This is a genomic window from Ruminococcus sp. B05 (assembly GCF_003628495.1).
GTDB classification, from domain to species: Bacteria; Bacillota; Clostridia; order Lachnospirales; family Lachnospiraceae; genus Schaedlerella; species Schaedlerella hominis.
On the sequence record NZ_RBZR01000003.1, the window covers coordinates 1 to 24,620 of the forward strand.

The following is a 24,620-nucleotide window of genomic DNA, read 5'->3' on the forward strand; positions in this document are numbered from 1 at the left end:
CCTTTACCTGTTCCAATTTCGTAAACGGTATCGGTTTCTTTTAAATTCAATTGTTTTATTATTTGGTTGAGTACTTTTTCACTCGTTAAAAAGTTTTGAGAATATTTTATATTTTTGTTCATGTAATATCCCTTTTTATTTGCTGTGAATATTCGCTCATTTTTCTTCCTCAATAAAAACTCTACCAGCTAACCAACATTCGTCTAATTCATTTGGGAATAATTCAAGCTGGCGAATCATATAATGTGTACTTGGAATGTAATCAAAATAAAACAATAGTGCTAGATATAAACTCCATGGAATTGGGCGTGTCCGATTTTCGTAGGCACTATAAGTTTGTCGTGAAATACCAACAGCCGAAGCAATTTCTTCTTGTGATGCACCAACTTTTCCTCTGAGTGCGGGTAACTCAATCGCCAATTGAGTGGCCAAGTTCTCTTTCTCATCTTTACTAAAATTCCAAAACTGCTTATAAGCATCTCGCCCTACAAATTGAATCAATAAATCTCCTCCTGGGTATACTCTTTCGTAGAGTACATTACTCCACGAATCGCATTCTTCTCTGTTTTTTTTAGTTTATATCTTTATTTTACAAATTGTCGCACTGTTTGTCAATATGTTAGGGACATAAAACACGAGGTTTTGCACAAAAATCCATCTTAGAAAGTTCCAAAGTCACAATTTGCCGTCAGAATTATAGTCATATTGAAGGAGGTGTACCTTATGGCACGAAAAGGAGAAAATATTTACAAAAGGAAAGACGGCAGATGGGAAGGAAGATACATTAAGTCCCGATCTTCTACAGGCAAAGCCAATTACGGTTATGTTTATGCAAAGTCATATCGAGAAGTCAAGGCAAAACTTATCAGTCAAAGTTCGTGCACGAGTAATTCTGTCACTGTCGATCCAGAAATTAGCTCAGATCAATTTGAACAGGTTGCTATGGAATGGTTTCAAGCTATATGTCCTAAAGTGAAGGAATCTACAAGCAACAAATATAGGAATCTTCTCAGCTCGTATATACTTCCTGTGTTCGGAAGCAAACAATTGCGTGATATAACACACGAGTTTATTGAAACGCAGTGTAATTTTTTCCTTGTTTCTGGTGGATTAAAGGAGAATGGACTTTCCTCTAAAACTGTTTCAGATATTTTATCTCTAATTCGAAATGTCTTACAATTTGCCACCCGAAACGGGAAAGCCATTTCTTGTGACGCACGATCTATACAGATAAAACGTCAAACGAAGGAAATGAGAGTTTTGAGTCGTGCTGAACAGGAAAAATTATGCCAATACTTGTATTCTAATCTTGATTCCTGCAATATTGGTATATTAGTATGTTTATTCACTGGTCTCAGAGTAGGTGAAATTTGTGCGTTACGATGGGAAGATGTTTCATTCTCAGATTACACAATCCACGTGCATCAAACGCTCCAGAGAATCCAAGATAGAACCAACAGTGAATACAAGACAAGGATTGTTGTTACCACACCAAAAAGTGCTTGCTCCATCCGTACTATTCCAGTACCCCATGGCTTAATGACTATTCTTACAGCACACAAAGCTTCTTCTACTGGCTACATCCTAACCAATAGCGATCAGAATCCATTAGAACCAAGAACCATGCAAAATCATTTTAAGAAGGTATTGAAAAACAGCGGAATCACCTCCGCAAATTATCACTCGTTACGTCATACATTTGCTACAAGGTGCATAGAGCTTGGATTCGATGTAAAAAGTCTCAGCGAAATATTGGGTCATGCCAGCGTGAATATTACAATGAATCGCTATGTACACCCATCCATGGATTTAAAAAGAGAAAATATGCAACGGCTTTCTGATTTATTAGCCGTCAAATAAATTGTCAACACCGTCAAATAATGCTGAGTTTTCAGTGTTTGGCGGTGTTTTTTCGTGGAGTAATGTACTCTACGAATTTTTTATTTTAAAGAACCTCAAGATAGCTCATATTGTCGTCTTGGGGTTCTTTTCATTCTATCATTTAATGCAATCTGCCTATAAAATTTTATCATATTGCATTTATAAATGCAACTTGCACCCGATGTTGGTTGTTGAGATTTTTGGTACATTTTATAATGTATAGCAGAATCATACACAGCATGGAGGTGATTGAAACGCAACCGGAAATTGATTACGTTAAGATTGGTCAGCGCATTAGAGCTGCCCGACTGGAAAAGGGTTATAGTCAGGCTGATTTGGGTGCGTTGGTTGGTTGCTCGAACAATCATATGAGCCATGTTGAAGTTGGACAGACGAAAGTTTCTTTGGCAATGCTTCTAAAACTGGCATTCGTCTTGGAAAAGAACTTTGACTATTTTTTACTGGATACCCCATATGCAAAATGCGACAGCATCATTGATAATGAGATTGCTGCAAAACTGAAAAAGTGTAATGTAACAACATTGATAACCGTAGGAAAGTTGATTGATGTCTTGATTGACCAGCAAGAGATGATAAAAAAAGCGGAGCTTGATTGATATAATGAAAAAGAAGCCCATTGACGGTACAGAGTGAACTGCTATGGGGTTCTTTTTTGCAGCACAATATACTGATTCTTTAAGAAGCAAAAAGTCCACCAGTCATGATGCACTACGCATCGTACTGGTGGACTTTTTCTGTAAAGATATAAAAATAGATATTCATATATCGCCATAACCAATGTCGTTATCGTAGGCATGAAGATCTTCTTTCAGGAAATCTGCTTTACGAATATACATCGAATTTACCAGCTCTCCTTTTTCGTGGAGCAGGCTGAATTTGTAGTCTAATAATGCTGCCGGTACATAGAGCATTTTAGCCGTTTCAAAAAATGTGTGTTCCGAAAGGCATTCCAGGACTTTCCCATCTTCTAACAGAAGCTCCGCCGCAAAGAAGTTTGCTTCATTTTCTTCGATTGATCTATCATCAAAAACTTCCATTTCTTGAAAGCCGTGCATCATAGCGATTTTTGTATGCAGGACAGCGTGTCCTAATTCATGTGCGACTAATATACGCTCCAGGATACCGTTCACATTGTGATCTATCACGATATTCTTTTGTCTGGACTGGTAATAGAAGAAGCCCTTCAATTTCTTCTGTAAATCGTAATAGTGGATTTTGATACCTAACAGCTGACATAGCTCGTAAGGGTCTCTGGTGTGATATTTTCGCACAAGCTTATCGACAGTTTCAATGATATGCTCTGCCGTTTTCATTTGCTTCACCTCCGAATCGCACACAGAAAACATATTCTGTGCTTGAGGATTTTACTCTTTATCTTTATGCTTTCTGTATTTCTTCGGAGTGTACTTTTCCCGTGCTGTTTTCTTAGAGTCCATATAAACTGACATAATCGCCTGGAAGAATACATCTTTTGCGTCCTCGTCCAATTCTCCACCGGCAAACAGAGAATTTACACGACCCAACACTTCCTGAGCTTCTTTTGCTCCTTTTGAACCGAAGTTTTCCTTTGCCTCTAAAATAAACATATCCTGATCTATATGGCTCTGGCTATCCGTTTCAGATTCGTCCAAAAGATAGGACACAGAGATATGCAGTGCTTCAGCAAGTTTTCTGATGTTGCTTTTTCTGGGGAGTGTTCCGAGCTGCTCATAGGTGTAAAGGGATCTTTCGGAAATGCCGGTCATCTGGGCAAGCTCCGTTTGAGATAGGTTCATAGCCAAACGAGCTTCTTTAATTTTTTCTCCAAATGTCATGGTAGTATCCTTCCTTTCAAAAAATATTTATTCGTAACTTCCGATTATTTGTTGACAAACTTCTGGAAAATGCTATAATAAGAATCATAACAGAAGTTTTAATTCCACTTAATTATATATCGGAACTTTTATAAAGTCAAGAACTTCCGATTTCACTTCTGTTATTTTAATCAAATATCGGAAGTTATAGTCATTCTTGTCCCATGGTATTTGTTTCCCTTTAGCCAAGTGACAGGAGTTAGAAAGGAATTCTTATTTTATGGATTAGGCTGAAAGGAGATTCTGAATGAGCAGATATAATACACAGGTATTAAGCAGTATTCGAATGCTTTGCCGGATGCAGAACATTGACGAGAAGGTTCTGTATGAAAGAGCAAAGCTGATTTTATCCATATATCGAGAGGTGTGCTGGTCTACCATTGATCGTGCGAATGATGTATGTGATACCCTTATTTGTACTTACGGTGACAGCTTAGATGGTGCATTGATTTATCTGGAGAACTTTGCTCCGGATGAAGCGAGAGAACGATTTGAAGAACGCATTCGCAGCTTATTTGAGACAAAGTGGATCATTGAACTGGTAGATATGGCTATGTTGAAAATCAGAGAATATCCAGATAAAGGCGCTCTGTACTGTGAGATTATCTCAAAGGCATATCTCAACCGCTTCAAGTACAGGGAATCAGAAATGCTGGAGGTTTTGAATATGGAACGCAGCACCTACTATGACCGAAAGAAAGAAGCGATACTGTTATTTGGTCTGTCACTTTGGGGAACAGCCATTCCTAAATTGAAAGATTTCCTGGAAAGTGCCCGGGAGGAAGAAGCATTGTGTTATTGTGAATGCTAAGACAGGATTTTAGTCCGACTAAAATCCGATGAAAATACGACGGTTCCCCTACTGAAAGTCCGACTTGTCCAGTGTTAAAATGGCTATGCTGGGAGATAGCGGCATAAAATTGAATAGAGAGAGTTACGCCTCGTGCCTGTAATGGGTACGGGGCTTTTTTTATACCTGCCTATTTTCCCCCATAATTAACACAAAGGCATGAACGAGAGCTTGGAGTAATTTACTCCGGCTCTTTTTTTATGCCTGCAAGGAGGACAGGCAGATGGCAAAGGGTATTGAGAATCGGGCACGATCTCCTCCCGCTGTTTTTGATTTTGCAACTTCACAAATTCAAAAACACGGAGGAACGAAAATGTATTACGACTTGGTTGAAAGCGGAAAAAGAATTAAAGCCTTGAGAAAGGAACATGGGCTTACACAGGAACAGCTTGCGGAGCAGTTAGGTGTTGCCGCAAACACCATTGCACGAATTGAAACCGGCAACAGAGGTATCTCTATTGATTTGGCAATCGAACTGGTTGTGCGCTTTGAGACAACCCTTGATTACATATTTTTAGGTCGTGAATAACCTCAAAACTATACCTACGAGGCAATAAAAACTTGCATGAGGAACAGGTACAATTTAGATACAGCCAAAGAAAATCGGCTGCTTGATCCTTGAAAACTGAATACACAGTCATCGAATACGTTCCTGTTGCCGGTGCGAGAGCATCAGCCACATCAGCGGTACGCCGAGACGTATCGGATAGAGAAACAGAACGACTTTCTTCTATAAATTAAGCGCTTGTCTCTCTCCCGATGCCAGCGATCAATACTGGCTTGTAAATATTGGGTTGCTCCCAATACGGCCATGAAAGCAACAGGATTAAAGATACTTCTCTACGGAGCTGGCGGAGAACCCGGCAGAGGTTAGATTCCTATGGAACTGATTCGCAATCAGTCGTTCGGTGATTCCCTGAGGGCGTAAGCCCTCTTTCCCAGGGGTGCGTGGCAAATATGGGACACATAGACTTTTGGACTGACTGCCTGATTCCTTTCTGGCAGTCAGTTATTACATAGCCAACGAAAGGAGGTCATGGCACATGATGAAAGAAAATTGGGTATATTGCCGTGGTGATATTTATTGCGCCAAGCTGGACCCGGTAGTTGGGTCGGAACAAGGCGGCATCCGTCCGGTTATCGTCATTCAGAACGATACCGGTAATAAACACGCTCCCACATTGATTGTGGCAACGGTCACCACCAGAATCCATAAGAAAGCGAATATGCCGACGCACTTTGTTATTTACGACAATCCTGCATTCAAAGAAGCGTCCGTTGTTCAGCTGGAACAGATTCGTACCATTGATAAAAGCAGGATTGATAATTACTTAGGTAAGGTAACGCCCCGTGAAATGGTAGCGATTGAGAAAGCCTTATCTGTCAGCCTGGCAATGGAACAGCTGAAAAAGCGTTCCCCAAAACATAAAGCAAAGAGAGCGAAGGAGTGAACATAAATGTTTGAAGAAAGAATCGCTGCCATGAATCAGCGCACCGAAGAAGCGATGGCTGCTAACGCAGTTCAGTTTGATAAGAGAACCTATACGGTTGATGAGATTCAGGATATTCTGGGCATCAGCAGAACCAGCGCATACAACCTTGTGAAAAAGAAAGTTTTCCATAGCGTCCGCATCGGTGGCAGTATCAGAATCTCCAAAAAGAGTTTTGATGAGTGGTTGGATCATCAAATGTAAGATTTGTCAAGGGCGTCGTACAACCCGGCGACAAACTTCAAAACATATTGAGAGTTCGATAAAATGTAGCCATGACAAGAAACACATGGCTACATTTTTTACATAGGAGGTTGTACGATGGCGGAAATGAGAAAACGCACGAGTATGTCTGTTCTGGAAATGGGCAGGATGCTCGGTCTTGGTAAAACGGAGTCATACTGGCTCATTAAGAAGAATTACTTCAAAACCATTCTTGTCGGCAACACCATGAGGGTGATGATCGACAGCTTTGAAGAATGGTATGCCAATCAGTTCAAATACCAGAAGGTCGATGGAACCCCTCCCGGCGAGGAATTGAAGAAAACTACATATTCAATGGAGGAGCTTGGACAGCGCCTTGGGCTGAAAGAAGCGACTGCTTACGAACTGGTTGCCAAAGGGCATTTTGATGTGGTCGATGTCCTGGGCAAGCGCAGAGTGACAAAGGAGAGCTTTGAAAGATGGTATGCTTCTCAAACCGATTACCGCACGGTAGAGGATCAGGAACTGGATGCAGATATTATGGCATCCACCTACGGTCTGCCGGAAATGGCAAGAATGCTTGGGGTACATCGTCAGACCATTTACTATATCGTTGCCAATGAAGATTTTGAGCTTATCAAGGTTGGCAGGTATAAGCGAGCTACCAAAGAGAGCTTTGAAAAATGGTATCACAATCAGACCCGCTACCAGTTAGCGGAAGATAGACAGGAAAGGAGCTGATTACATGGCATCTATCGTTAAGAGAAAAAAGAAGTATTCTGTGGTTTATACATACACCGATGAGAACGGCAACAAGCGTCAGAAGTGGGAAACCTTTGAAACGAATGCCGAAGCAAAGAAAAGGAAGTTGCAGGTTGAATATGAGCAGGAGTCCGGAACCTTTATTCCCCCTTCTGCTAAAACCGTCAATGATCTTTTGGATGAGTATATGTCAATCTATGGTGTGAACACCTGGGCGATGTCTACCTATGAAAGCAGAAAGAGCCTGATTGCAAACTATATTCGTCCCCTCATCGGTGATATGAAGCTGGAGGATGTCACGCCGAGAATCATGGACAAGTATTACCGAGATTTGCTTTCTGTCAAAGCGGTTTCTTCTAAGTATGTAAAAGCCCGTACAGAATATCTGACTCCGCATACTGTCCGAGAGGTTCACAAGACATTGCGAAATGCTTTCAATCAAGCGGTCAAGTGGGAATTGATGACCAGAAACCCTGTGGAGCACGCTACGCTGCCGAAAGAAGAACACAAGACCAGGGATATCTGGACAGCAGAAGTGCTCCAGAAGGCTCTGGAAGCCTGTGACGATGATATTCTTCGTCTGGCTATTAACCTTGCCTTCTCCTGTTCCCTGCGAATGGGCGAGCTTCTGGGGCTTACCTGGGACTGTATTGACATTTCCCCCACCAGTATTGAACTTGGTCAGGCAAGCATCTTCGTTGAAAAGGAGTTGCAGAGAGTAAATCGTGAAGCGATGGCAGATCTGGACGGTAAGGACATCATGTTCAAGTTCCCACCGACCTTCGCCAGTACGCATACCGCATTGGTTCTCAAAACTCCTAAGACCAAAACAAGTGTCCGCAAGGTGTTCTTACCGAAAACCGTAGCGGAAATGTTGGTACAGCGAAAGGCTGACATCGAAGAACTGAAAGACCTTTTCGGTGACGAGTTCGTAGACTTCAATCTGGTTTTCTGTTCTTCCAATGGCAAGCCGATTGAGGGGCAGGTTATCAACCGTGCTTTCAATAAGCTGATTGAGGAGAAGGGACTGCCGAAAGTGGTTTTCCATAGTCTCCGACATTCCAGTATCACTTACAAGCTGAAGCTGAACGGCGGCGATATGAAATCCGTTCAAGGCGATTCCGGTCATGCACAGGTCAAGATGGTAGCGGATGTTTACTCCCATATCATCGACGATGACCGCAGACTGAACGCTGAAAGAATGGAAGCTGCGTTCTACTCAGGCAGACAGGCAACGCCTGAGCCGGTTCAACCAGCCGCAACGGAAAGCTCCGCTGATGATAAAGAACTTCTTCTGAAGCTTCTGCAAAATCCGGAAATGGCAGCACTCCTGAAGTCGCTGGCAAAAACATTATAGTAACTGCAAGGGCAGATCCTTTTACATAGCTACAATAGCTGTAAAAGGGTCTGCCCTTATTTTTTTGTTATGGAGGTCAACGAGTATGGATAGAATCTTTATGGACGAGTATTACGAGCATCTGAGAGCTGACAATATCGAGGCATTTTCCAAGGAAAGGAACGACGAATATGTTGGCAGAGCTGAGGAATACAAAGCAGCAAAGTCGGCATTGCTTGAAGGATTGGGACTTGAGCATTTGTTTGACCATAGCCATGAACTGACTCCGAAAGAGAAAGAAATATGGATGCTGTTCGATAGGGTTGATGTAGCAGAGCTTCTTGCAAGGGATGCTTTTGCCAAGGGTGCTTATATGCTCGGCGCTGAGGATAGAGAGATTATGCTGAAATAAAAAAAGACCTGCTTCGGCGGGTCTAAATTACATAGAATCATTGAGTCTGAAAAACCTTTGAAATTCTTAATAATTCTGGTTGAAAAATTCATTTTGAAATGATATATAAAACAGACTGAAATCTGTGTCTAAGGACACCCGCACCCTCACACGAGAATGAATAGGATTTCCTATCATTTCGCATCACGAGAAGTTACATAGTGACATTTACTTGCACTTGCAACGTCCACCAAAAATCGAAAGACTTGCTAATTTCGAGCCAATCGGACGGTGTAAAATCCCTCTGAATTAGCTATCACAGCGTAGTATCAGATGGGATTTGAAATGCTGAAAAACCTTGTATTTCCAAGCATTTTTAAGCATTAGATGCCACTTCCCGATGTCGTATCGGGTCTACTCCTAAGCGAAACGTCGCAGGTTCGATTCCTGTCTGGGACGCCAGCAAACAACGTTGAAAGCCTTGATTTATCGAGGTTTTCAGCTTCTTTTGTTTTTGGCTTATAACCTGTCGGATAAGAACATATTCAATTTATATTTTGCAATTTCTTTTGATTTTCAGAATTTGTAATTCGATATTTTTATGACTGTTTGAGTAGAAGAGTTTGCTAACACTTTTTTTATTTTGAAAAAATATCAGCAGATTTTTGAAGATTTGCTAACACTTTTGAAAAATTACTTTGAAGCTGATTGTTTCAAAAGCATTGCTTTCATCTCTGGCGTAAGTGATTTTAAAAGCTGTAAAAGCTCCATATCACTGTCTGATAAGCCGTTGTTTTCTGGCTGAACTTCCTCATTTTGTGGTTGCATTTCTGAATCATGGTTTAGAGTGGAATAAAATTGTTCGTCCATCTTTTGAGCATTGTAACGTCTATCTTCATCTATGATTTCTGAATAAACGTCTGTAACCATTTCTGATTCTGCATGACCTGTATCGCCTTGTACTGATTTTACATCGCCGTTGGTCATTTTCAATTTGTATCCTGTTGATAAATGACGCAGACTGTGGAAAACAACTTTTTCATAGCCATTTTGTTCGCATAACTTTTGAAATCTGTCTCTCACAATTCTACTCTCAACGGGATTTCCATTTTCCAGAGCTATAACAAGGTTGTAATTGTTATAAGCGTCTCCCAGAAATTCCTGTAATTCCTTTTGGTCTTTTTGATATTGCACCAGTAATTCTGCAACCGTCTTTGGCAACCATACGGTACGATTACTTGTTTCTGTCTTTGGTGTTTTTAATACAAGCCTTGTTGTGCAATGCGGTTTCTGTGTCGGAAAAATCTTGATAATATCTTTTTTCTTTAATTTCTGCATAGCTTGTGCATTTACTCTGGAAAGCTCTTTATTGATGATTACCCTTGCGTTATTCGTTGCAATGGATTGTTCATCAATAACTACATCTTCCCATGTAAGACCTGTAATTTCTCCAATACGCATTGAGCAGGAAAACGCCAAATGCATACAGATGGTTAATAAATCGTCGTCTGACTGCTGAATTGCTTCACGGAATGTATCTACACTCCATACTTTTCTTTTTACCTTAGGAACTTTAGGAAGCGTTGCTAATGAAGCAGGGTTACGCTTGTTGGTATCAATATATTCCCAACGGATTGCTTGATTTAATGCACAGCGTATAATGTCGTGTATTTTCTTGATATTGGCAGGTTGTACGCAACGTCCAGTAGCTTTTCTGTTAGCTCTGGGTACTTCTGGAACACTCAATAAATCGTTGTAGTAGGTAGATAATTTCTTTGTGGTACATAAGTACATTTTCACGGTAACGGTCAGATAATTGTTTAATAACTTTTGCCAGCTCATCGTCATATACATAAATGTCATGTCCACATATATTGAAAGTAGTGTAATCCGTTTTATATGTATCCCATATAGCAACTTTATCTATGATAATGTCGGGAAGCTCACAAAAGGGGATAGCTTCTGCTTGATTCTTTTTCAACTCTTTGTAGTAATCTTTTACAACTCCGAAAACAGTTTTTTTAAACAACTATCAAAACGACACATTACAGTTTTCTGGAAGTCAGATGGTTTCACGTTCTCACCTCCTCCCTGTGCTGTTTTGTATCTATCCCTCTTTCCACTCCATATAAGAAAAAAACAGGGCAGTTGCTAAGTGATTTGAAAAAATAATCGCTATTTTAGATAAAATTTATATTTGCCCTCAATATATAAGCCGATGAGAAAGGTAAAAATTATTCAATTCGATAAAAAAAGACAAAAAAAGACCTGCACAGTTAATGTACAGGTTAAAGAAGTGATGATTTTTCATAAATCAGTATTTAATTTTTGTTGCCATCGTATAAACGTATTCTTCTGGTGTAGGACGTTTCTTTCCAAAATAATTTGAAAATTCAGCTTGCACAACTGGGTCATCGCTGTAATACATTTCATCAATGGTTGACTGAATACGTTCTTTTACTTCTGACACGGAAACACCCTGTTGATGTGCAATCGCTTTAAACACTTGTTTTGTATCACGTTTTTTGATACCCAACATCTAACCACAACCTTTCTGAATAAATTTATTTCCATTCGATAATATCACAAAAATGCGAAAGAAAGCACAAAGGAATATTTTTGTTTCAAATATGATTTTTTATAGTATATTTTTTAATTTCATTTCCATTTCAACTATTTCTTTATCTAATTGTATTTTATCTATAGGAAATTTAGGGTTTTCAAAACATTTTATCATTATTTTATATTTTACGAGCATCCAGCCAATCATACTTTGCTTTGCTTTTAAATCTCTTGCATTTCTAATATGTTCATCATATAATTTTAACCCTGCTTTACGATTATCATATAGTGCTTCATTTTCATACTCCATCACTGAGTTTAATAGCTGTTCATATTTTTCTGTTTGATTTGTTTCTCTATATATTCTTACAATAGTCCATTTGGCATATAATATTTCATCGTAAATCGTATAATTACCAGTAAATTCTACTTTTTCAATAATATGATAAAGTTCAACAGCCATTTCAAAATCTTGGTATATATACATTAAATCAATTAACTCAACCAATGTATTCATATCTCTTGATGATTTAGCACTACACTTTTTCATAAGTGCTTTACAATCTCTCTTTATCCGTTTATTCTCATATTTTTCTGAAATTTTTTCAAATAGTTCCATATTATCTCCATCTCCCTCAATTATTGTTTAATAAATTGGAAACACTAATGAATTATTTTATCCATCACACATTATAATTTGATATTAAATATGGTTCTTTACTCATTTTTTTATAAGACGGTTTCTCATAAAAATATTTTCGTCTTCGGTTAATCATATCTACAACCATCTGTTGTGCAGATTCCTTTGAAGATAAGTGACATAGAATGTTTTCAATACAATGGTTATAAAATTGTTCATGCCATTCAATATAACAATCCCCAGAATAAAAACTGTCTTTTAATATTTGCATATAATGTTCAAATATGTCTTTTCCTTCTTCAAAATCCCCCTTTAGAAAACAAAGCATTGCCAGATTGTATAACTCCCAAAATCGTCTATATTCTGGAAGTTTATCAACTTGCTCCTGCAAACAAGATTTTGCATAGTCCATATCTGAAAATTTTCGATATTCGTCTACTTTTTCTAAAGCTTTTTTTGCCAGTTTCTCTATGCCATTCTGAAACGCCTCATCATCATTTTTATATTCCACATAACTCGTTATAACTTGACATTCGTAATCATATGATAACATTTCATTTAGGCTTTCCGTAGATTCCCATAGAAACGAAACTCCTGCATTCAAGCTTGCCCCTTTTGAATAACCACTTGATGCAAATTCAACAAGAATCATATAATACCCTTGATCGTCTAACCAGCTTCTTGAGCTTCCTATTTGAAAAAGTTTTTCCGGCTCTAAAAATTTCTTAACTGTTGTTTTGATAATTTTATTATGCGGTAACATATAAATTCAGCTCCTTTTATGACATTGCTAATATTCTATATTTTCAAAAAAATCGAAAACTTCTTTATACTGTTTTCGCAATCCTTTTTTTCCGAATCGTTTTTCAATCACTTGACTTGCTTCTTTAAGTCTATGTTCATTAAAATATGCACTTGCAACATATAAAAACTGGTTATTATCCCATATAATTCGTTTATCCTTATTTTCATAAAGAGTTAAATAATCTTTTTCACAAGTTAATTCTTCAAGCAACGGCATAGTATATTCTTCAAAAAAACCAAGTAATTCTTCTTTTAAGCACTCATAATCACTAACATCTTTTAGATAAAAATCTTCTGAATTTGAATATATTTGTATAGGCTGTCTAATTGTAAATTTATTTAACCATTTAATGGGAATTAAATTACTAGCAAAAATTTTAGCTGTATTATTCACTCTTGGAAAAAGTATCTGTACATGAGGATATAAGTGTGCTAATACATTCTGATGATATGATGGATTAGAAAAGAATACCATTTCAATTTTTTGAATAGTAGTATCAATTTTTCGGGTATAAATAAGTCCGTTTTTTCTTCTTTTAAATCCTCTTTCTTCAAAATAAAAATCTAACTCAGAAGCAAAAGAACAGATTACTTGTTTTATGTCATTTCGTAACATATCCTTTTTATCCTCCCCTTCAAGTTGAATCTTTCTTAATTCATACTATATCATAATAAAATGCAGAATAGTATAGATAAAGCAACAAATTACCATACTATTCTGCTGTAATATTTATTCTACAATCTTCCAGTTATCGTCCTTATGAAGCACAAGCTCATACTGCGAAATTTGTGTCATTTTCGACTTGTTATCCAGATATTTCACAGACACACTGACATTAAGATTGTCGCCGTTTTTAGTAAAGACAGGATTTACCAGTTCTGAAAATACATAGTCGCCGGATACAGGAGCAAGCACACCGTCTTTGACATAGTAGGCAAGTTCTTTCTCCGTAGCGGTAGGGTACAGTTTGAAGAATGTTTCCAAGAAAGCGGTAACGTCCTTAACTGTGTCAGAGCTAACACTGACATCTGCTTCCTGTACTTTCGGCTCATACTTTGATTTCTGTACTGCCGGAGCAAGGGTAGGATTTTGGGTAATGACCATTGCACCGTCCTTATCCACATGAACCGTCACAGTGTAGTTTTCTGCAACTGCCTGTGTCTGTTCTCCCTCTTTTACCTGCTGATCTACTTCGTAGGCAACGGTAAAATCGTTCGTTCCAGACTGCTTTACATTCCAGACCAGCACATTTGTAACGGTCGCACTGGTTGGTATGTCCGTTCTGATGGTTCTTCCATATCCGAACAGTTCCGATGGTATGTAACATTGCAAAGTCCGGCTTCCAGCTCTTGCAGGTTTGGAAACCATTCTCTTTGAATTGCAGGTATATCTTCGGGTGGAATTTCACTCTCCGAAATCGCAAGGCAGATATTGTTTAACAGGTCAAGGTCTGTATCTTGCAGGATTTCAAAAGGGAAATCATAATCACTGATAAGATAACGGTCACTGTCCGGCGGTAAGCCAATGGATTGTTTTAATGCTTCTATGTTGTAGGGAAGTGTAAACCATGCACAGCCTGTATCTTTTTCCTGTTCATCAAGATTGATAACAAATACTTTCATTTCTGCCATAAGCAATACCACCTGTCAAAGTTTGAACATACCATTGTTGCAGAGAGCATAACGTCCTTTTTCTTCCAACTCATGGGCGTAGGCTTCCAGATTAAAATATTTCTTTCCCTTTTCGGATAGTGCAGAAAATTCAATGTTATGCTCCAAGTGGTAACGGGCAACGTCCATGATGTTGTGGCATTCTGGATAAAACAGAAATTCTTCCGACTTCTGCAATAAATCCTCAACACCGCCACAATACGGAATCAACTCTTTATAAGCCTGCTGAACCTCTGGCGATAAATCCGTGTAAGCAAAGTACAGCTTGTTTAATCGTCTGACAGATGTTGTCCTTACAATGTCGCCAGCAAAGGGGAGCTTCATACCAATAATTTGATAATCATTGCTGTCAGCTTCCACGCCGAGCAGGTCACGGAACAGCTCATAATCAATGGGTAAATCAAACCAGCAAGAGGTTTTATCCTCTGCTGATTTGGTCGTTTCAATCAATACGCTACATTCTTCCATCGTAATTCAGTCCTTTCTTCTAATTTTGAGTATGAAAAAAGCAGTCGATCATAACTGAAAGACTGCTTAACTCTAAAACAATATTAAAGCGTTTCTTCTTTTAAATTCTGACTCAAAAGGGATTTTAACTCTTTTACATCATTTTCAGACAAATCATTTTGATTAACAAGAACCATTTCATTTTTTATTGTTCTGATATATATGTAATTTCTGAAAATCCCCCAACATTTAAAGGCGTTCCAATGATTAGTCCCGTTACCGATATCAGAACTAACTGTAATACCATCGGTATCAAAACAATATTCACGTTTTCCCGAAGTCAATTTATTATCCATCTTTGAATGAACAATATTTATTACTTTTTTCTGAAATGTGTTAGCTCCGTTTATGATAATCCAGATAAAGAAAACCGAAAATAATAATCCAATAATACCATAACCAATACGACTATTCATAAAACAAAGAATCGTATATATTAATATTATGACAGCCATCACAGACGATAACCCTGTTGCAAATTTACGTTTCTTTACATTTTTATCACTGGCTAAAACGATTTCTTTTAAAATATCTTGTTCTTGCTGTCCGATTTCAATACTGTATCTAACCATAATAAGAATCTCCTTTAAACATTTTAATGATATTAGTATATTACCACAAGTTTGTGTTCAAAATGTGGGATTCTTAATTTTACGCTCCAATAATCTTATTGAATAACTGTAACAATACGTCTTTTACGCCGGACGCATTGAATACAAGACCAACGGCTACTAAGGCAACTACCAAGAATCCGATGAGTTTGGAAAACTCACGCTTAAATCCCAAGTAGATACCGATAACAACAATCGCCATCAGCACAAGGCTCTGTGCATTGCTTAAAAACCAGTTATAAAGGTTCTGTCCAAAATTCATACTTTCTTTTCTCCTTTCAGTTCCATCATTTTTCGGTCAGACTGTCTGCCAGCCTGTAAAATACACATGGCAAAGTTTCTGTGGCGACGGGCTTCAAAGCGTTCGAAAATGTTAGCTGGATTAGCTGACAACGAACGCTTTTGTTATTTTCAAATCACGTTCGTGACACAAAATTCCATTCAAAATGATCAATTTACAGCTAACGCAATCCGATTTTTGTTAGCTGACAGCTAATCAAAATTACCGGTTTGCAAACATGGGTTTTAAGAAGTCCAGCTAACATTTGGGTTCCGCTCCGTTGTCACCCCTTATTCGGGAATGTAAATCAGAGAAAAGGCGGGAAAAGAAACAATCTCTCCCAAACTTGCAAACATGAATTAGCTGAAACAGTATTCAATTCTATTAGCTACAGCTAATGGTCAAACAGCAATGCCTGTTTGGAACTTTACTATCTATAAAAGTTCCAGGCAGGCATTTTTTATTTCCTGAATCCTGGAGGAAAGGAGTCAAGATGACTGAGCCAAACAGACAATCAGGAGAAAACGAAGAAAGAATCATAGAAATTGAGATTGAGCGTCTTCGTCCGTTCAAAGAGCACCCGTTTCAGGTAAAAGATGATAAGGAAATGTTTCTTTTGCAGGAAAGCATTGAGAAGTATCGCTTGGAATGATGACAATAAATGCACTTGCATGTGTTGATTCAGGTTTAATACCGGTGCAGGCTGCATATTTACTGGTAAAAGGATTACAGCAGCTTATTAAGACAATAGGCAGGGTGAAGAAACAGCTTAATCCAAAGCTTAAGATAGAAGGAATTCTACTAACTATGGTGGATAACAGAACCAATTATGCAAGAGATATATCGCTGATGGTTTATGATACATACTCTTCAAGCATAAAGGTATTCGGAACAGAGATTCCAATGTCGGTGCGTGCATCTGAAGTCAGTGTTGAGAGGGAAAAGCCTAAGTGGGATGATACTATCACAAACCGAATGCTGCACTGGTCATATACGCCGGAGCAGAAAGAAGAGGTGAAGAAAGCACTTGCTGCCGGAGTTCCGAAAGCAACGATTCTTACTTATTTCTATCCGGAGGTTACTGTGGAGAAAATGAGATCGTACCGCAAGAAGCAGTAAATGTTATCGCATAGGCACAGGAGGTGTGGTATACTGTGCTTATACGAAACGAACGTGTTTTGTTATTCGGTATTAAGAATACAGTAATTCATATTAACCAGATTAGGAGGATGTTTAATGAGTAAAATGAAAAGCTGGAATGATGAACCAGCAATACAGCAAAAAGAATATTCACAGGAAAAATATAATAAAAAGAAAAAGAGATCTCTTCGGGTTGCTAAACTGTCTTGTTATTCAGGAGAGCTGGCAGCAGTTTTCGGTTGGAACAGTATGTTGTCTCTTATTCTGTTTTTAGTATTAATGTTAGGCACATCAGCACTTCCATATATTCTGGATGTTAATATCGATTTCGGACCTGAAACATTTTGGTGCAGAGGCGGTATCTTTGTTAATATATGTTTAGTATTACTTATTCTGTTTTCAATTGCAGCATTTACGTATGCTATTAGCTATAAAGTAGCGGAAGTCATGTGTATACTTCTGGATGGTGGATTGGATGGAGCTATAGAGGTAAATGATGCTGCCATGAGAGCTAACTTTAAAGGACAGGTAGCAAAGGCAGCTGGGGTGGCTTATGTCGATACAGAAGCACTTGCAGGACCGATGAATATTCTGACCAGATACTGTACTCAAAATAATACAACAATGCTAACGTCGCGTTTCTTTACAGTTTTGCACAGAATATTAGTTGTTGCGCAGATTCTCCTTGCATGTATTAGTATATTTGAATTGTTTCATTAAGTATTAGTAGAAAATAGGTTGCGTTGTGTAATGATTATATTATCTACTTTGATAAATATTCCGTTGTACCATAGTGATAAGGATACGATTGGATTTGTAGGGTTGATTCTTATGGCGATTCAATGTTTTCTTATGGTTGTATCTATTTATCTGACAGGGAAAGCTCTGAAAAAACATTTTAATGATGATGAAACTGTAGGTAATTCATATTTGTCTGATTCACAACAATTTGATACCAAACCAATACAAGCACTTTAGCCAATAAGGTTAAGGTGCTTTTTTTGCACCTTGAAAGGGAGGAAAGACAATGGTAATCGAAGTAAACAAGGATATAGACCGCTATCAGGAATCAGTTGCGATGGGACTGGCAGCCGTGTTTGTGCTGGCGGTAGCGGGTGTGGCTGCTTATAAAGCAAGGCACTAAAAAGGAACCTGCACAAAAACAGATTCCTTAAATGAGGGAAAATCCCTGTCGAAGAATGGAAGTCCAGTTACTTTTCTGATAGAGAAATCGGACTATGATTACAGTCTGCTTTTCTTCATCAATCGTATAAAAGGCAAGGTAATTATTGATTATTACAAAACGAATGCCCCAGCTTGCCAGTACCGGATCATCTACCAGACGAAACTTCTGTGGCAGGTCGGCTAGTGAGCCTATCTGCTCAGTCGCAGCATCTAACAGATTATCTGCGGCATCAGGATTTTTGAGGGTAAATTCGATATAATCCGCAGCACGCATAATATCGTGTTCTGCGGTGGAAGTGATATGAACCTGATAGCTCATCGACTGCGGCGGCTCCTGATATCAGCCATAGCTTCGGAAAATGGTCTGGTGTTGCCTGTGGAAATATCGTCCATTCCTTCCTTGATCTGGCTGTAAAGTTCAAAGCGGCTGGTCAGTTCTTCGTAGGCTTCAATGCTCATAACGGCAAGGTCGCCTTTTCCATTCTTCGTGATGAAAACTGGTTCAGGATAATTATGACAAAATGTAGAAATTTCATTGTAATTATTCCTTAAATCAGCACTTGATTTGATTGCTGGCATAAAAACACCTCCTTATTTGATAACAAAATTATACACAAATTTTGTTATGGAGTCAATGGATATACCATTAGTGTTAGCAGGATAAACACAACTATTCATATGTATCTGACCGCAAGGTCGGGAACACAGTCCGCAGGGTGAAGTTCCCGGCGGGCTTTCATTATAAGAAAGCGAGTGAGCCTTTGTATAAGACACCTAAATCCATTCAGGAAACCATAGAGATTATGGCGGTGGCTGAAAACGGCATTTTTGAAGTAAGCAAAAATAAGTATTCCAAATGCTACCGCTTTCAGGACATCAATTACACGACAGCAACCGAGGATGAGCAGATCGGCATTTTCGAGAGGTATTGCAAGTTCTTAAATTCGCTGGACTGTAATTATAAAATTACGATCAACAATAAGAACAAAAACATGGATGAACTCCGTGACAAGGTTCTGATTGCTGAGAAAAATGATGGCTTCAATAATTACAGAAGAATCTACAATGACATTATTGAAGAGAAGATTATTGAGGGCAGACAGGGGATTGAGCAGGAGAGATACCTGACAATCACGATTGAGAGAAAGAACTTCGAGGAGGCAAAGGTACAGTTTGCGACTCTTGAGGCAACGATACACAATCCGGATATCGGCTGGGAGACAGCAGACGAGTATCTTTCCGGAAATGTGAGAGACAAGCTGAAACTGAGTGGCGGTGATATAAAGGCGGTCCAGGGCGATTCCGGTCATGCGCAGGCAGACATGGTAACAGAGGTATATGGACATATTCTGGACGAGGACCGCAAAAAGAATGCCCAGCTTATAAAACTTATAAACCGTCAGCTCTTTTTTCCTTTTTTATAATAGTATCATTATGGTATAATAGAGACATTAAAATCGAAGTTTGTAAGGAACAGAAACTTTGAAGTTTACAGCGAGGTAAAAGTTTATGAATAACTATAATGAAGTGAAAAAATCATTTGGTACACAAGCAGAAAAATTTGCTTCATATCATATGTCTAAGGCAGAATATACCGATTATTTAATTCGTAGTATTCAGGCAAAGGGCAATGAACATGCATTGGAGGTTGCTGCTGGAACCTGTATATGTGGAAGAGCAGTGGCTCCTTATGTTAAGGACATTACTTGTTTGGATTTGACAGAAGCAATGTTGGAGCAGGGAAAAAAACTGGCAAAGCAAGAAGGTATTCAGAACATATCATTTGTATCGGGGAATGCGGAATGCTTACCTTTTGAAGATGAAACATTTGACCTTGTGATTACAAGACTTTCATTGCACCATTTTGTTGAGCCTGAAAAGCCTTTTCGGGAGATGCAACGAGTTTTGAAAAAAGGTGGAAAACTTGTTATTTGGGATATGGTAGCGACTACAGAAGAATTGCGTGAAACTAATGACGCTATTGAAACGATGCGTGATAACTCACATACAAGAATACTTAGCAGAGAAGAATTTGAAGCATTGTTTGAGGATGCTTTTGAGCTTCAGCTTGAAGAAACAACACTTGTTCCTGTAAATCTACAAAGTTGGATGGATTTGACAAGTACACCAGAGGATATTCAAAAAGATATTATTGATAAAATGGAATACGATTTGAATGGTGGAGATAAAACAGGTTTTAATCCCTATATCAAGGAGGGACAAATATGCTTTGACCATAGGTGGTTATTGCTGATTGGAAAAAAGGAAAACTAATCCCCATTTATCAAGAAAAAGAAACTTTCAGTTTGTATATATCTTTTAAAAGGTATATGATTAAGAAAAACGGCAGGAGGTATCTGAATGAAATCACATAAATATTGGTCTATCGGTGCACTGATTACAATGCTTGGAACTTTTTATACAGGTTATAAGGGATCAAAAGAAGGCCATAAGTACTTTGCAGCAAGTTCTTTGCTTTGCATGATTATGGCTATTTATACAGGACACAAGATGATTTCTGGTAAAAGTAGGAAGAAAAAAGAAGTTTCAGTAGAGAGTGTTGAAGATTAAAAAACAAAATATTTTAATAAATAACGCCGGTGCGGGATTTTTGATATCCAGTACTGGCGTTATTTATTCTACAGGGGCTTGGGGGTGTAGCCACCAAATATATTATTAATTTTCTTCTTCGGTAAGTTTGTTAAGGATCCACTCCCTATTGATAACAATATCCTCATCATCACGGAGATCTTTGAAATCAGTGCAGTGTGAAGAAGCAAATTCATACATATTGTCAATGTCAACTGCACCAGTGATCTCACCCTTATTAATGATTATAAGAATATTTGTTCCGTCGTCGACAGCAAAGCGCAGTTCATCAAATTTTTTATCAGGATTATTTTTGAGAATAGAATCTGCCGCAAGTAATTTAACAAGTTCTATTATCCTGTCATCCTTACCAGCATCAAAGATTTTGATCTTTTCAACGAGCTGATTTGCTGATGTCACAATCCGGTTTAAGTACTTTTCGGTACGAAAATCAGCCAAAGCATTTTCTCCATAAAACATTTCATATGTCTTCTCTACTTCTGATTCAGGAACCAGATAAATCATGATAAGATCTTCCATCTGGTGATAGAGCGTAGGATAGTTTAAGCGAAAGGTCTCTCCACAGTTCGGGCAGGTATAAAGGAAAAATTTATTAGCAGCCCTGTTTAATGCACCTTCTACGATGAACGGGTATTATCAGGCAGAAGTGAACCATGATATGCCAGGACTGGTAAGATAGGAGGTGCACATGTTTATTTTAAAACTTGCTGGGAAGATATTATTACTGCCGGTATGGCTGATCCTTTTTGTGATCGGCTTGGCAGTAAAGATGACAGTACAGACTTATGCAGTTGTCAGAGGGATCCTTGAGATGATGCAAGAATGGTCAGGCGCAAGCAAGCTCATCCTTGCTATGGATACTTGGTTTGAAAGACTGATGGCGGATCAATAGAAGTTGTGATAGAATGAAGAAAACGATTTGATGTGCAAATCGGAATTTATAAAGGAGAATATTGATGAAACTATTTTTATGTTCGCACTTTTCAAGTGTGGGAAGTCTGATAAAGGAAGAAATTGAAAATAAGAAAGTCGCATTTATTCCAACAGCTTCACTGCGTGAAGGCTACACCGGTTATGTCGACTCGGCTCGAAAATTATTCAATAAGTTGGGAGCAATCGTAACTGAAATTGATATTTCAACGGAGGCTTATTCAACGATACAGTCTGTTTTTGAAGAAGCAGATGTGATATATTTTACCGGCGGAAATTCTTTCTTTCTTATGGACCAGCTCCGTAAAACGGGAGCTGATGGGCTACTGAAAAAGGAATTGGCAAATGGAAAATTGATGATCGGCGAGTCGGCAGGCGCAATTATATGCGCTCCAAGCATCCAATATATCGAGCAAATGGATAAAAAGCCAGAGGACTACTCACAAGAAGATGATGCAGGGCTTGATTTGATTGATTTCTATGTTCTTCCGCATTATCTTACAGCACCATTTAAGAAAGTTACCGAGAAAATAATGACTGAGTTTTCGGATTTGAATCTATGCCCAATTAACAACCGTCAGGGAATTGTAATTGATGGTGAAGGTTCAAAGGTTATTTGCAAAGACTAATTTGAAAATTCAAGTTGATATTGCACTTATTTTAGGAAATTTAATAACTGTTATATTTGATTATCAAATTCTTCGCAAACCCTTGAAAATACTAAGTTTGTAGCAAGTGAGCTTTCCCTTACTCTTTCCTTTGTGTTATATTCTCCCATTAGCTTTCATGAATCTTAATATGGGAAAAAATAAGGGAAAGAAAATTTCATAACACAGTATAACAATAACGACATGGTGAACTGATTGAAATGTTTTCGATATTTAACTCTATAACTGATTATTAAAAGAAAATAGAGATAAGATACGATGAGAACAATTTATGCATAATACAACATAAAACACGATAGTATTGATGTTTACACAAGTGTTGGATATATGCTTCGCATTGATTGCTGGGGAGCTGAAAAAGATTTAAAAACCACATATGGATCAGAATGTGCGCTTACTTCATTGGCTGTGGATGAGCCTTTAGAATATGCAAGATTATATCTCGATGGCAATTTACAGATGTGGATAGATTCAGAAGATTCACTTGAATTATAGAACAAGAATAACGGGTAGAAAACTTCTGATGCCCATTTTACAAGGGGTTCGAGTTTTTTATGTCTGCTGGCGCTATTTCTCTGCTGGAGTACTATTTTCGGGATAATGGCGAAAGGCTTTAGCGGTATAGTTAGAAGCACCGTTTCCATATTTTGTATTGGTTATGGTTTTTATATAATCGCTGGAATAATAGTCAATTGTAGAGCAAATGAAATAGACACAGGGGATTAAGGAAGAGTTGAAGGCAGATAAACAGATGGAATGGGTAGCAAATAAATACTATACAAGAGTGTGAAAAGGGAATTTTGAATAAGGAGATGATTTGGCAATAAGGTGCAGTAATCTGGTGGAAAGCAAGTCTGAAAATGGCTTGCTTTTTGCTTTACAATGTGGTTAGTTGATGTATATAATTATGATAAAGAGATAAAATTGATTTTTATATTTTGGTTCGATATTGTGATGCAGTTTTTCTATATTAAAAAATATACGAGGTTATAATGAAGAATAAAAGTTATGATTATATCTTTGGAAATGGAAAATTTAATACTTGGTTCAACATTATAGTTAGTATTATTAGTTGTTCAGCAATATCGTTTTGTTTAACCGAACTTTTGTTTTCCTTTGATTTTAAAGTGAGTTTTCAAAAAGCACTGATTTTTACCATACTTTTTGTGATTTTTTTATTATTGTTTTATTACTTTATAAAACAACGTACTTATAAACTATTCGATCAAAAAATAACATATGGATTTAGGGAACGAAAAATTTTGTATGCGGATATCCATTCATTAGTTTTTACACTATCCTCCAGACCTAAAGGAATATATGATATTGGACTGGGAGAACCATACCTATACATAAAAGAAAATGGGAAGAAAAAATATATATGCAATATTACAATTTATTTGGCATATCCAAGTGTTATACAAAAAAGATATGATATCAATATAAGCAATGGGCAGATAGGAATGTCTCCTGCCTACAGTTTTAACTGTTATGATATAAAAAGTATTTTCAATTTAATACATCATTCAAAAGCAAATATTTATGTGACGAAGAGTTTTCTTCTCTTTAATAATTGGACAATAAACAGATTTTGCAAAGAATACAATATCTCTATGGAAATGGTTCAGCTTATAAATGATGGAAACTAATGTAAAAAATTTGTATTGTATTGAACTTTAGAAAACCTTTTTATGAGAAAGGAAAGCATATGCAAGAATATTATAAAATATATTTTCCTTATTCCAAAGAATATTTATTGGAACAGATTAAGAAGACTACAAAACCATTATGTATTTCAAACCAGGCTTATAGAGATATGGCACTTGCAGCCTACAAAGAAGAGGATAATACCTTATGTATCGGATATGCAGCAGGAAGTATGACAGGCGGTGGCTGGGAAATGCTCCAGACACATATAAAAAGCTATGGGGGAGATGTAATGCTGGAAGGTACGTTTGTGCTTTTGCTATACATAAAAAAAGCTGCACTATTTTTTCTGCTCATAGTGATTTTATTTGCATTGTTTTTTTCTCAGGGAGATTTATTGATTTTAACAGAATGTCTGATTTTATTTATGTTTCCATTATATCTGCTGTATAGGAATATTTCTAAGATAGGAAAATGTGAAGAAGGGCGACGGCTTGTTTTATTATATCTGGAAAAGGTGCTTCATGCAAATGTGGAAATATCCGTAGAGGAAGAATAAAGAAATGATAGGGGAAAA

36 protein-coding genes and 5 pseudogenes are annotated in these 24,620 nt (G+C 37.7%); 22 read left to right on the top strand and 19 right to left on the bottom strand.

Annotated elements, in window-relative coordinates; translation table 11 throughout:
- On the bottom strand, nucleotides 1-122 hold a 122-nt coding region (locus D8Q48_RS04300; protein WP_222358137.1), incomplete at its 3' end, for an rRNA adenine N-6-methyltransferase family protein.
- A 34-nt stretch (nucleotides 123-156) separates the two neighbouring features.
- Complete coding sequence (locus D8Q48_RS04305) at nucleotides 157-501, bottom strand: helix-turn-helix transcriptional regulator (RefSeq protein ID WP_198957774.1); 345 nt, start codon at nucleotides 499-501, stop codon at nucleotides 157-159.
- Nucleotides 502-723: 222 nt separating this feature from the next.
- Between D8Q48_RS04305 and D8Q48_RS04310 the strand changes: the two genes are divergently transcribed.
- Together D8Q48_RS04310 and D8Q48_RS04320 are read left to right on the top strand one after the other, a co-directional pair.
- Nucleotides 724-1,860: a site-specific integrase gene (locus D8Q48_RS04310; RefSeq protein ID WP_002304408.1), complete on the top strand. Its 1,137-nt coding sequence runs from the start codon at nucleotides 724-726 to the stop codon at nucleotides 1,858-1,860.
- Nucleotides 1,861-2,120: 260 nt separating this feature from the next.
- Complete coding sequence (locus D8Q48_RS04320; protein WP_002578940.1) at nucleotides 2,121-2,498, top strand: helix-turn-helix transcriptional regulator; 378 nt, start codon at nucleotides 2,121-2,123, stop codon at nucleotides 2,496-2,498.
- 162 nt (nucleotides 2,499-2,660) lie between these two features.
- Here D8Q48_RS04320 and D8Q48_RS04325 read toward each other — a convergent pair whose 3' ends face one another.
- Complete coding sequence (locus D8Q48_RS04325; RefSeq protein ID WP_002304410.1) at nucleotides 2,661-3,215, bottom strand: ImmA/IrrE family metallo-endopeptidase; 555 nt, start codon at nucleotides 3,213-3,215, stop codon at nucleotides 2,661-2,663.
- A 51-nt stretch (nucleotides 3,216-3,266) separates the two neighbouring features.
- A complete protein-coding gene (locus D8Q48_RS04330; protein WP_002304411.1) occupies nucleotides 3,267-3,716 on the bottom strand; it encodes a helix-turn-helix transcriptional regulator in 450 nt (149 codons plus the stop codon).
- Between the two features lie 286 nt (nucleotides 3,717-4,002).
- Between D8Q48_RS04330 and D8Q48_RS04335 the strand changes: the two genes are divergently transcribed.
- The 7 genes from D8Q48_RS04335 to D8Q48_RS04365 all read left to right on the top strand — a co-directional run bounded on the left by D8Q48_RS04335 (nucleotide 4,003) and on the right by D8Q48_RS04365 (nucleotide 8,809).
- A complete protein-coding gene (locus tag D8Q48_RS04335) occupies nucleotides 4,003-4,566 on the top strand; it encodes a hypothetical protein (RefSeq protein WP_002304412.1) in 564 nt (187 codons plus the stop codon).
- A gap of 262 nt (nucleotides 4,567-4,828) precedes the next feature.
- A complete protein-coding gene (locus D8Q48_RS04340; protein ID WP_002304413.1) occupies nucleotides 4,829-5,134 on the top strand; it encodes a helix-turn-helix transcriptional regulator in 306 nt (101 codons plus the stop codon).
- Between the two features lie 514 nt (nucleotides 5,135-5,648).
- Nucleotides 5,649-6,056: a type II toxin-antitoxin system PemK/MazF family toxin gene (locus tag D8Q48_RS04345; protein WP_002578938.1), complete on the top strand. Its 408-nt coding sequence runs from the start codon at nucleotides 5,649-5,651 to the stop codon at nucleotides 6,054-6,056.
- A gap of 6 nt (nucleotides 6,057-6,062) precedes the next feature.
- The gene (locus D8Q48_RS04350; protein WP_002304418.1) at nucleotides 6,063-6,299 is read left to right on the top strand and encodes a helix-turn-helix domain-containing protein; all 237 of its coding nucleotides are present in this window, start codon (nucleotides 6,063-6,065) and stop codon (nucleotides 6,297-6,299) included.
- A 117-nt stretch (nucleotides 6,300-6,416) separates the two neighbouring features.
- Nucleotides 6,417-7,040, top strand: a complete 624-nt coding sequence (locus D8Q48_RS04355) for a helix-turn-helix domain-containing protein (RefSeq protein WP_002304420.1) — start codon at nucleotides 6,417-6,419, stop codon at nucleotides 7,038-7,040.
- 4 nt (nucleotides 7,041-7,044) lie between these two features.
- Complete coding sequence (locus D8Q48_RS04360; protein ID WP_002304423.1) at nucleotides 7,045-8,418, top strand: site-specific integrase; 1,374 nt, start codon at nucleotides 7,045-7,047, stop codon at nucleotides 8,416-8,418.
- A gap of 85 nt (nucleotides 8,419-8,503) precedes the next feature.
- Entirely contained in the window at nucleotides 8,504-8,809 is a 306-nt protein-coding gene (locus D8Q48_RS04365; RefSeq protein WP_002304425.1) for a hypothetical protein, read from the top strand.
- A gap of 672 nt (nucleotides 8,810-9,481) precedes the next feature.
- Here the strand turns inward: D8Q48_RS04365 and D8Q48_RS04370 are convergent.
- The 12 genes and pseudogenes from D8Q48_RS04370 to D8Q48_RS17770 form a co-directional block, all read right to left on the bottom strand.
- A complete protein-coding gene (locus D8Q48_RS04370) occupies nucleotides 9,482-10,651 on the bottom strand; it encodes a site-specific integrase (RefSeq protein WP_330514367.1) in 1,170 nt (389 codons plus the stop codon).
- A pseudogene (locus D8Q48_RS17455) lies at nucleotides 10,566-10,864 on the bottom strand (sigma-70 family RNA polymerase sigma factor); the annotation flags it as partial. The gene D8Q48_RS04370 and the pseudogene D8Q48_RS17455, both read right to left, overlap by 86 nt.
- A 238-nt stretch (nucleotides 10,865-11,102) precedes the next feature.
- The gene (locus D8Q48_RS04380; protein ID WP_117990328.1) at nucleotides 11,103-11,327 is read right to left on the bottom strand and encodes a sporulation initiation factor Spo0A C-terminal domain-containing protein; all 225 of its coding nucleotides are present in this window, start codon (nucleotides 11,325-11,327) and stop codon (nucleotides 11,103-11,105) included.
- A 99-nt stretch (nucleotides 11,328-11,426) separates the two neighbouring features.
- On the bottom strand, nucleotides 11,427-11,993 hold the full coding sequence (locus D8Q48_RS04385; RefSeq protein ID WP_330514387.1) for a DUF6707 family protein: 567 nt from the start codon (nucleotides 11,991-11,993) through the stop codon (nucleotides 11,427-11,429).
- 40 nt (nucleotides 11,994-12,033) lie between these two features.
- Nucleotides 12,034-12,753, bottom strand: a complete 720-nt coding sequence (locus D8Q48_RS04390) for a hypothetical protein (RefSeq protein WP_117990326.1) — start codon at nucleotides 12,751-12,753, stop codon at nucleotides 12,034-12,036.
- Nucleotides 12,754-12,780: 27 nt separating this feature from the next.
- On the bottom strand, nucleotides 12,781-13,410 hold the full coding sequence (locus D8Q48_RS04395) for a hypothetical protein (RefSeq protein ID WP_117990325.1): 630 nt from the start codon (nucleotides 13,408-13,410) through the stop codon (nucleotides 12,781-12,783).
- Between the two features lie 114 nt (nucleotides 13,411-13,524).
- Nucleotides 13,525-14,085 (bottom strand): annotated as a pseudogene (locus D8Q48_RS04400) (conjugal transfer protein); the annotation flags it as partial.
- Nucleotides 14,025-14,426, bottom strand: a complete 402-nt coding sequence (locus tag D8Q48_RS04405) for a hypothetical protein (protein ID WP_117990324.1) — start codon at nucleotides 14,424-14,426, stop codon at nucleotides 14,025-14,027. The gene D8Q48_RS04405 and the pseudogene D8Q48_RS04400, both read right to left, overlap by 61 nt.
- Nucleotides 14,427-14,441: 15 nt before the next feature.
- Nucleotides 14,442-14,933: an antirestriction protein ArdA gene (locus D8Q48_RS04410; protein WP_118688778.1), complete on the bottom strand. Its 492-nt coding sequence runs from the start codon at nucleotides 14,931-14,933 to the stop codon at nucleotides 14,442-14,444.
- A gap of 83 nt (nucleotides 14,934-15,016) precedes the next feature.
- A complete protein-coding gene (locus tag D8Q48_RS04415) occupies nucleotides 15,017-15,544 on the bottom strand; it encodes a YcxB family protein (protein WP_121055596.1) in 528 nt (175 codons plus the stop codon).
- A gap of 79 nt (nucleotides 15,545-15,623) precedes the next feature.
- Nucleotides 15,624-15,845: a hypothetical protein gene (locus D8Q48_RS04420; RefSeq protein WP_004844214.1), complete on the bottom strand. Its 222-nt coding sequence runs from the start codon at nucleotides 15,843-15,845 to the stop codon at nucleotides 15,624-15,626.
- Nucleotides 15,842-15,976 carry a DUF3789 domain-containing protein gene (locus tag D8Q48_RS17770; protein ID WP_121055598.1) on the bottom strand — a complete coding sequence of 45 codons (135 nt, stop codon included), beginning with the start codon at nucleotides 15,974-15,976 and terminating at the stop codon, nucleotides 15,842-15,844. The genes D8Q48_RS04420 and D8Q48_RS17770 overlap by 4 nt, the downstream gene beginning before the upstream one ends.
- Before the next feature lie 380 nt (nucleotides 15,977-16,356).
- On the opposite strand from D8Q48_RS17770, the gene D8Q48_RS17465 reads away from it, so the two are divergent.
- From D8Q48_RS17465 to D8Q48_RS04450, 4 genes and pseudogenes are all read left to right on the top strand, one after another.
- Nucleotides 16,357-16,515: a hypothetical protein gene (locus D8Q48_RS17465; protein ID WP_243116226.1), complete on the top strand. Its 159-nt coding sequence runs from the start codon at nucleotides 16,357-16,359 to the stop codon at nucleotides 16,513-16,515.
- Nucleotides 16,503-16,799 (top strand): annotated as a pseudogene (locus D8Q48_RS17470) (ParA family protein); the annotation flags it as partial. The gene D8Q48_RS17465 and the pseudogene D8Q48_RS17470, both read left to right, overlap by 13 nt.
- Nucleotides 16,800-17,099: 300 nt before the next feature.
- Entirely contained in the window at nucleotides 17,100-17,723 is a 624-nt protein-coding gene (locus D8Q48_RS04445; RefSeq protein ID WP_109214829.1) for a hypothetical protein, read from the top strand.
- 30 nt (nucleotides 17,724-17,753) lie between these two features.
- Entirely contained in the window at nucleotides 17,754-17,981 is a 228-nt protein-coding gene (locus D8Q48_RS04450) for a hypothetical protein (RefSeq protein ID WP_130647815.1), read from the top strand.
- Nucleotides 17,982-18,174: 193 nt separating this feature from the next.
- On the opposite strand, the gene D8Q48_RS04460 is transcribed toward D8Q48_RS04450, so the two are convergent.
- Complete coding sequence (locus D8Q48_RS04460) at nucleotides 18,175-18,507, bottom strand: type II toxin-antitoxin system RelE/ParE family toxin (protein WP_005602916.1); 333 nt, start codon at nucleotides 18,505-18,507, stop codon at nucleotides 18,175-18,177.
- Entirely contained in the window at nucleotides 18,504-18,767 is a 264-nt protein-coding gene (locus tag D8Q48_RS04465; protein WP_117990320.1) for a type II toxin-antitoxin system prevent-host-death family antitoxin, read from the bottom strand. Before D8Q48_RS04465 ends, D8Q48_RS04460 begins: the two co-directional genes overlap by 4 nt.
- 137 nt (nucleotides 18,768-18,904) lie before the next feature.
- Here D8Q48_RS04465 and D8Q48_RS04470 point away from each other — a divergent pair.
- The 3 genes and pseudogenes from D8Q48_RS04470 to D8Q48_RS04480 form a co-directional block, all read left to right on the top strand.
- A pseudogene (locus tag D8Q48_RS04470) lies at nucleotides 18,905-19,387 on the top strand (hypothetical protein); the annotation flags it as partial.
- A gap of 310 nt (nucleotides 19,388-19,697) precedes the next feature.
- Nucleotides 19,698-20,462, top strand: a complete 765-nt coding sequence (locus D8Q48_RS04475; RefSeq protein WP_023924069.1) for a methyltransferase domain-containing protein — start codon at nucleotides 19,698-19,700, stop codon at nucleotides 20,460-20,462.
- Between the two features lie 87 nt (nucleotides 20,463-20,549).
- Nucleotides 20,550-20,759, top strand: coding sequence for a DUF6219 family protein (locus tag D8Q48_RS04480; RefSeq protein WP_008392833.1), 210 nt, complete (start codon nucleotides 20,550-20,552; stop codon nucleotides 20,757-20,759).
- 105 nt (nucleotides 20,760-20,864) lie between these two features.
- Here D8Q48_RS04480 and D8Q48_RS04485 read toward each other — a convergent pair whose 3' ends face one another.
- Entirely contained in the window at nucleotides 20,865-21,422 is a 558-nt protein-coding gene (locus D8Q48_RS04485; protein WP_117990318.1) for a CpXC domain-containing protein, read from the bottom strand.
- On the opposite strand from D8Q48_RS04485, the pseudogene D8Q48_RS17475 reads away from it, so the two are divergent.
- The 6 genes and pseudogenes from D8Q48_RS17475 to D8Q48_RS04510 form a co-directional block, all read left to right on the top strand.
- A pseudogene (locus tag D8Q48_RS17475) lies at nucleotides 21,379-21,477 on the top strand (DUF6017 domain-containing protein); the annotation flags it as partial. The gene D8Q48_RS04485 and the pseudogene D8Q48_RS17475 sit on opposite strands and share 44 nt — an antisense overlap.
- Nucleotides 21,478-21,486: 9 nt before the next feature.
- Nucleotides 21,487-21,690, top strand: a complete 204-nt coding sequence (locus D8Q48_RS04490; RefSeq protein WP_117990317.1) for a hypothetical protein — start codon at nucleotides 21,487-21,489, stop codon at nucleotides 21,688-21,690.
- A 64-nt stretch (nucleotides 21,691-21,754) separates the two neighbouring features.
- Nucleotides 21,755-22,357 (top strand): Type 1 glutamine amidotransferase-like domain-containing protein, encoded by a 603-nt coding sequence (locus tag D8Q48_RS04495; RefSeq protein ID WP_121055600.1) that lies wholly within the window; start codon nucleotides 21,755-21,757, stop codon nucleotides 22,355-22,357.
- Nucleotides 22,358-22,681: 324 nt separating this feature from the next.
- On the top strand, nucleotides 22,682-22,891 hold the full coding sequence (locus D8Q48_RS04500; RefSeq protein WP_176815408.1) for a DUF6061 family protein: 210 nt from the start codon (nucleotides 22,682-22,684) through the stop codon (nucleotides 22,889-22,891).
- Nucleotides 22,892-23,388: 497 nt separating this feature from the next.
- Nucleotides 23,389-24,045 carry a hypothetical protein gene (locus D8Q48_RS04505; RefSeq protein WP_019161966.1) on the top strand — a complete coding sequence of 219 codons (657 nt, stop codon included), beginning with the start codon at nucleotides 23,389-23,391 and terminating at the stop codon, nucleotides 24,043-24,045.
- Nucleotides 24,046-24,104: 59 nt separating this feature from the next.
- Nucleotides 24,105-24,602 (top strand): hypothetical protein, encoded by a 498-nt coding sequence (locus tag D8Q48_RS04510; protein WP_121055602.1) that lies wholly within the window; start codon nucleotides 24,105-24,107, stop codon nucleotides 24,600-24,602.
- Nucleotides 24,603-24,620 lie beyond the last annotated feature (18 nt).

Coding starts and splice junctions, on each gene's coding strand:
- D8Q48_RS04310 (WP_002304408.1), top strand. CDS start 724: ATGGCACGAAAAGGAGAAAATATTTACAAAAGGAAAGACGGCAGATGG.
- D8Q48_RS04320 (WP_002578940.1), top strand. CDS start 2,121: ATGGAGGTGATTGAAACGCAACCGGAAATTGATTACGTTAAGATTGGT.
- D8Q48_RS04325 (WP_002304410.1), bottom strand. CDS start 3,215: ATGAAAACGGCAGAGCATATCATTGAAACTGTCGATAAGCTTGTGCGA.
- D8Q48_RS04330 (WP_002304411.1), bottom strand. CDS start 3,716: ATGACATTTGGAGAAAAAATTAAAGAAGCTCGTTTGGCTATGAACCTA.
- D8Q48_RS04335 (WP_002304412.1), top strand. CDS start 4,003: ATGAGCAGATATAATACACAGGTATTAAGCAGTATTCGAATGCTTTGC.
- D8Q48_RS04340 (WP_002304413.1), top strand. CDS start 4,829: ATGGCAAAGGGTATTGAGAATCGGGCACGATCTCCTCCCGCTGTTTTT.
- D8Q48_RS04345 (WP_002578938.1), top strand. CDS start 5,649: ATGATGAAAGAAAATTGGGTATATTGCCGTGGTGATATTTATTGCGCC.
- D8Q48_RS04350 (WP_002304418.1), top strand. CDS start 6,063: ATGTTTGAAGAAAGAATCGCTGCCATGAATCAGCGCACCGAAGAAGCG.
- D8Q48_RS04355 (WP_002304420.1), top strand. CDS start 6,417: ATGGCGGAAATGAGAAAACGCACGAGTATGTCTGTTCTGGAAATGGGC.
- D8Q48_RS04360 (WP_002304423.1), top strand. CDS start 7,045: ATGGCATCTATCGTTAAGAGAAAAAAGAAGTATTCTGTGGTTTATACA.
- D8Q48_RS04365 (WP_002304425.1), top strand. CDS start 8,504: ATGGATAGAATCTTTATGGACGAGTATTACGAGCATCTGAGAGCTGAC.
- D8Q48_RS04370 (WP_330514367.1), bottom strand. CDS start 10,651: ATGACATTTATGTATATGACGATGAGCTGGCAAAAGTTATTAAACAAT.
- D8Q48_RS04380 (WP_117990328.1), bottom strand. CDS start 11,327: ATGTTGGGTATCAAAAAACGTGATACAAAACAAGTGTTTAAAGCGATT.
- D8Q48_RS04390 (WP_117990326.1), bottom strand. CDS start 12,753: ATGTTACCGCATAATAAAATTATCAAAACAACAGTTAAGAAATTTTTA.
- D8Q48_RS04395 (WP_117990325.1), bottom strand. CDS start 13,410: ATGTTACGAAATGACATAAAACAAGTAATCTGTTCTTTTGCTTCTGAG.
- D8Q48_RS04405 (WP_117990324.1), bottom strand. CDS start 14,426: ATGGCAGAAATGAAAGTATTTGTTATCAATCTTGATGAACAGGAAAAA.
- D8Q48_RS04410 (WP_118688778.1), bottom strand. CDS start 14,933: ATGGAAGAATGTAGCGTATTGATTGAAACGACCAAATCAGCAGAGGAT.
- D8Q48_RS04415 (WP_121055596.1), bottom strand. CDS start 15,544: ATGGTTAGATACAGTATTGAAATCGGACAGCAAGAACAAGATATTTTA.
- D8Q48_RS04420 (WP_004844214.1), bottom strand. CDS start 15,845: ATGAATTTTGGACAGAACCTTTATAACTGGTTTTTAAGCAATGCACAG.
- D8Q48_RS17465 (WP_243116226.1), top strand. CDS start 16,357: ATGACTGAGCCAAACAGACAATCAGGAGAAAACGAAGAAAGAATCATA.
- D8Q48_RS04445 (WP_109214829.1), top strand. CDS start 17,100: ATGAGTAAAATGAAAAGCTGGAATGATGAACCAGCAATACAGCAAAAA.
- D8Q48_RS04450 (WP_130647815.1), top strand. CDS start 17,754: ATGATTATATTATCTACTTTGATAAATATTCCGTTGTACCATAGTGAT.
- D8Q48_RS04460 (WP_005602916.1), bottom strand. CDS start 18,507: ATGAGCTATCAGGTTCATATCACTTCCACCGCAGAACACGATATTATG.
- D8Q48_RS04465 (WP_117990320.1), bottom strand. CDS start 18,767: ATGCCAGCAATCAAATCAAGTGCTGATTTAAGGAATAATTACAATGAA.
- D8Q48_RS04475 (WP_023924069.1), top strand. CDS start 19,698: ATGAATAACTATAATGAAGTGAAAAAATCATTTGGTACACAAGCAGAA.
- D8Q48_RS04480 (WP_008392833.1), top strand. CDS start 20,550: ATGAAATCACATAAATATTGGTCTATCGGTGCACTGATTACAATGCTT.
- D8Q48_RS04490 (WP_117990317.1), top strand. CDS start 21,487: ATGTTTATTTTAAAACTTGCTGGGAAGATATTATTACTGCCGGTATGG.
- D8Q48_RS04495 (WP_121055600.1), top strand. CDS start 21,755: ATGAAACTATTTTTATGTTCGCACTTTTCAAGTGTGGGAAGTCTGATA.
- D8Q48_RS04505 (WP_019161966.1), top strand. CDS start 23,389: ATGAAGAATAAAAGTTATGATTATATCTTTGGAAATGGAAAATTTAAT.
- D8Q48_RS04510 (WP_121055602.1), top strand. CDS start 24,105: ATGCAAGAATATTATAAAATATATTTTCCTTATTCCAAAGAATATTTA.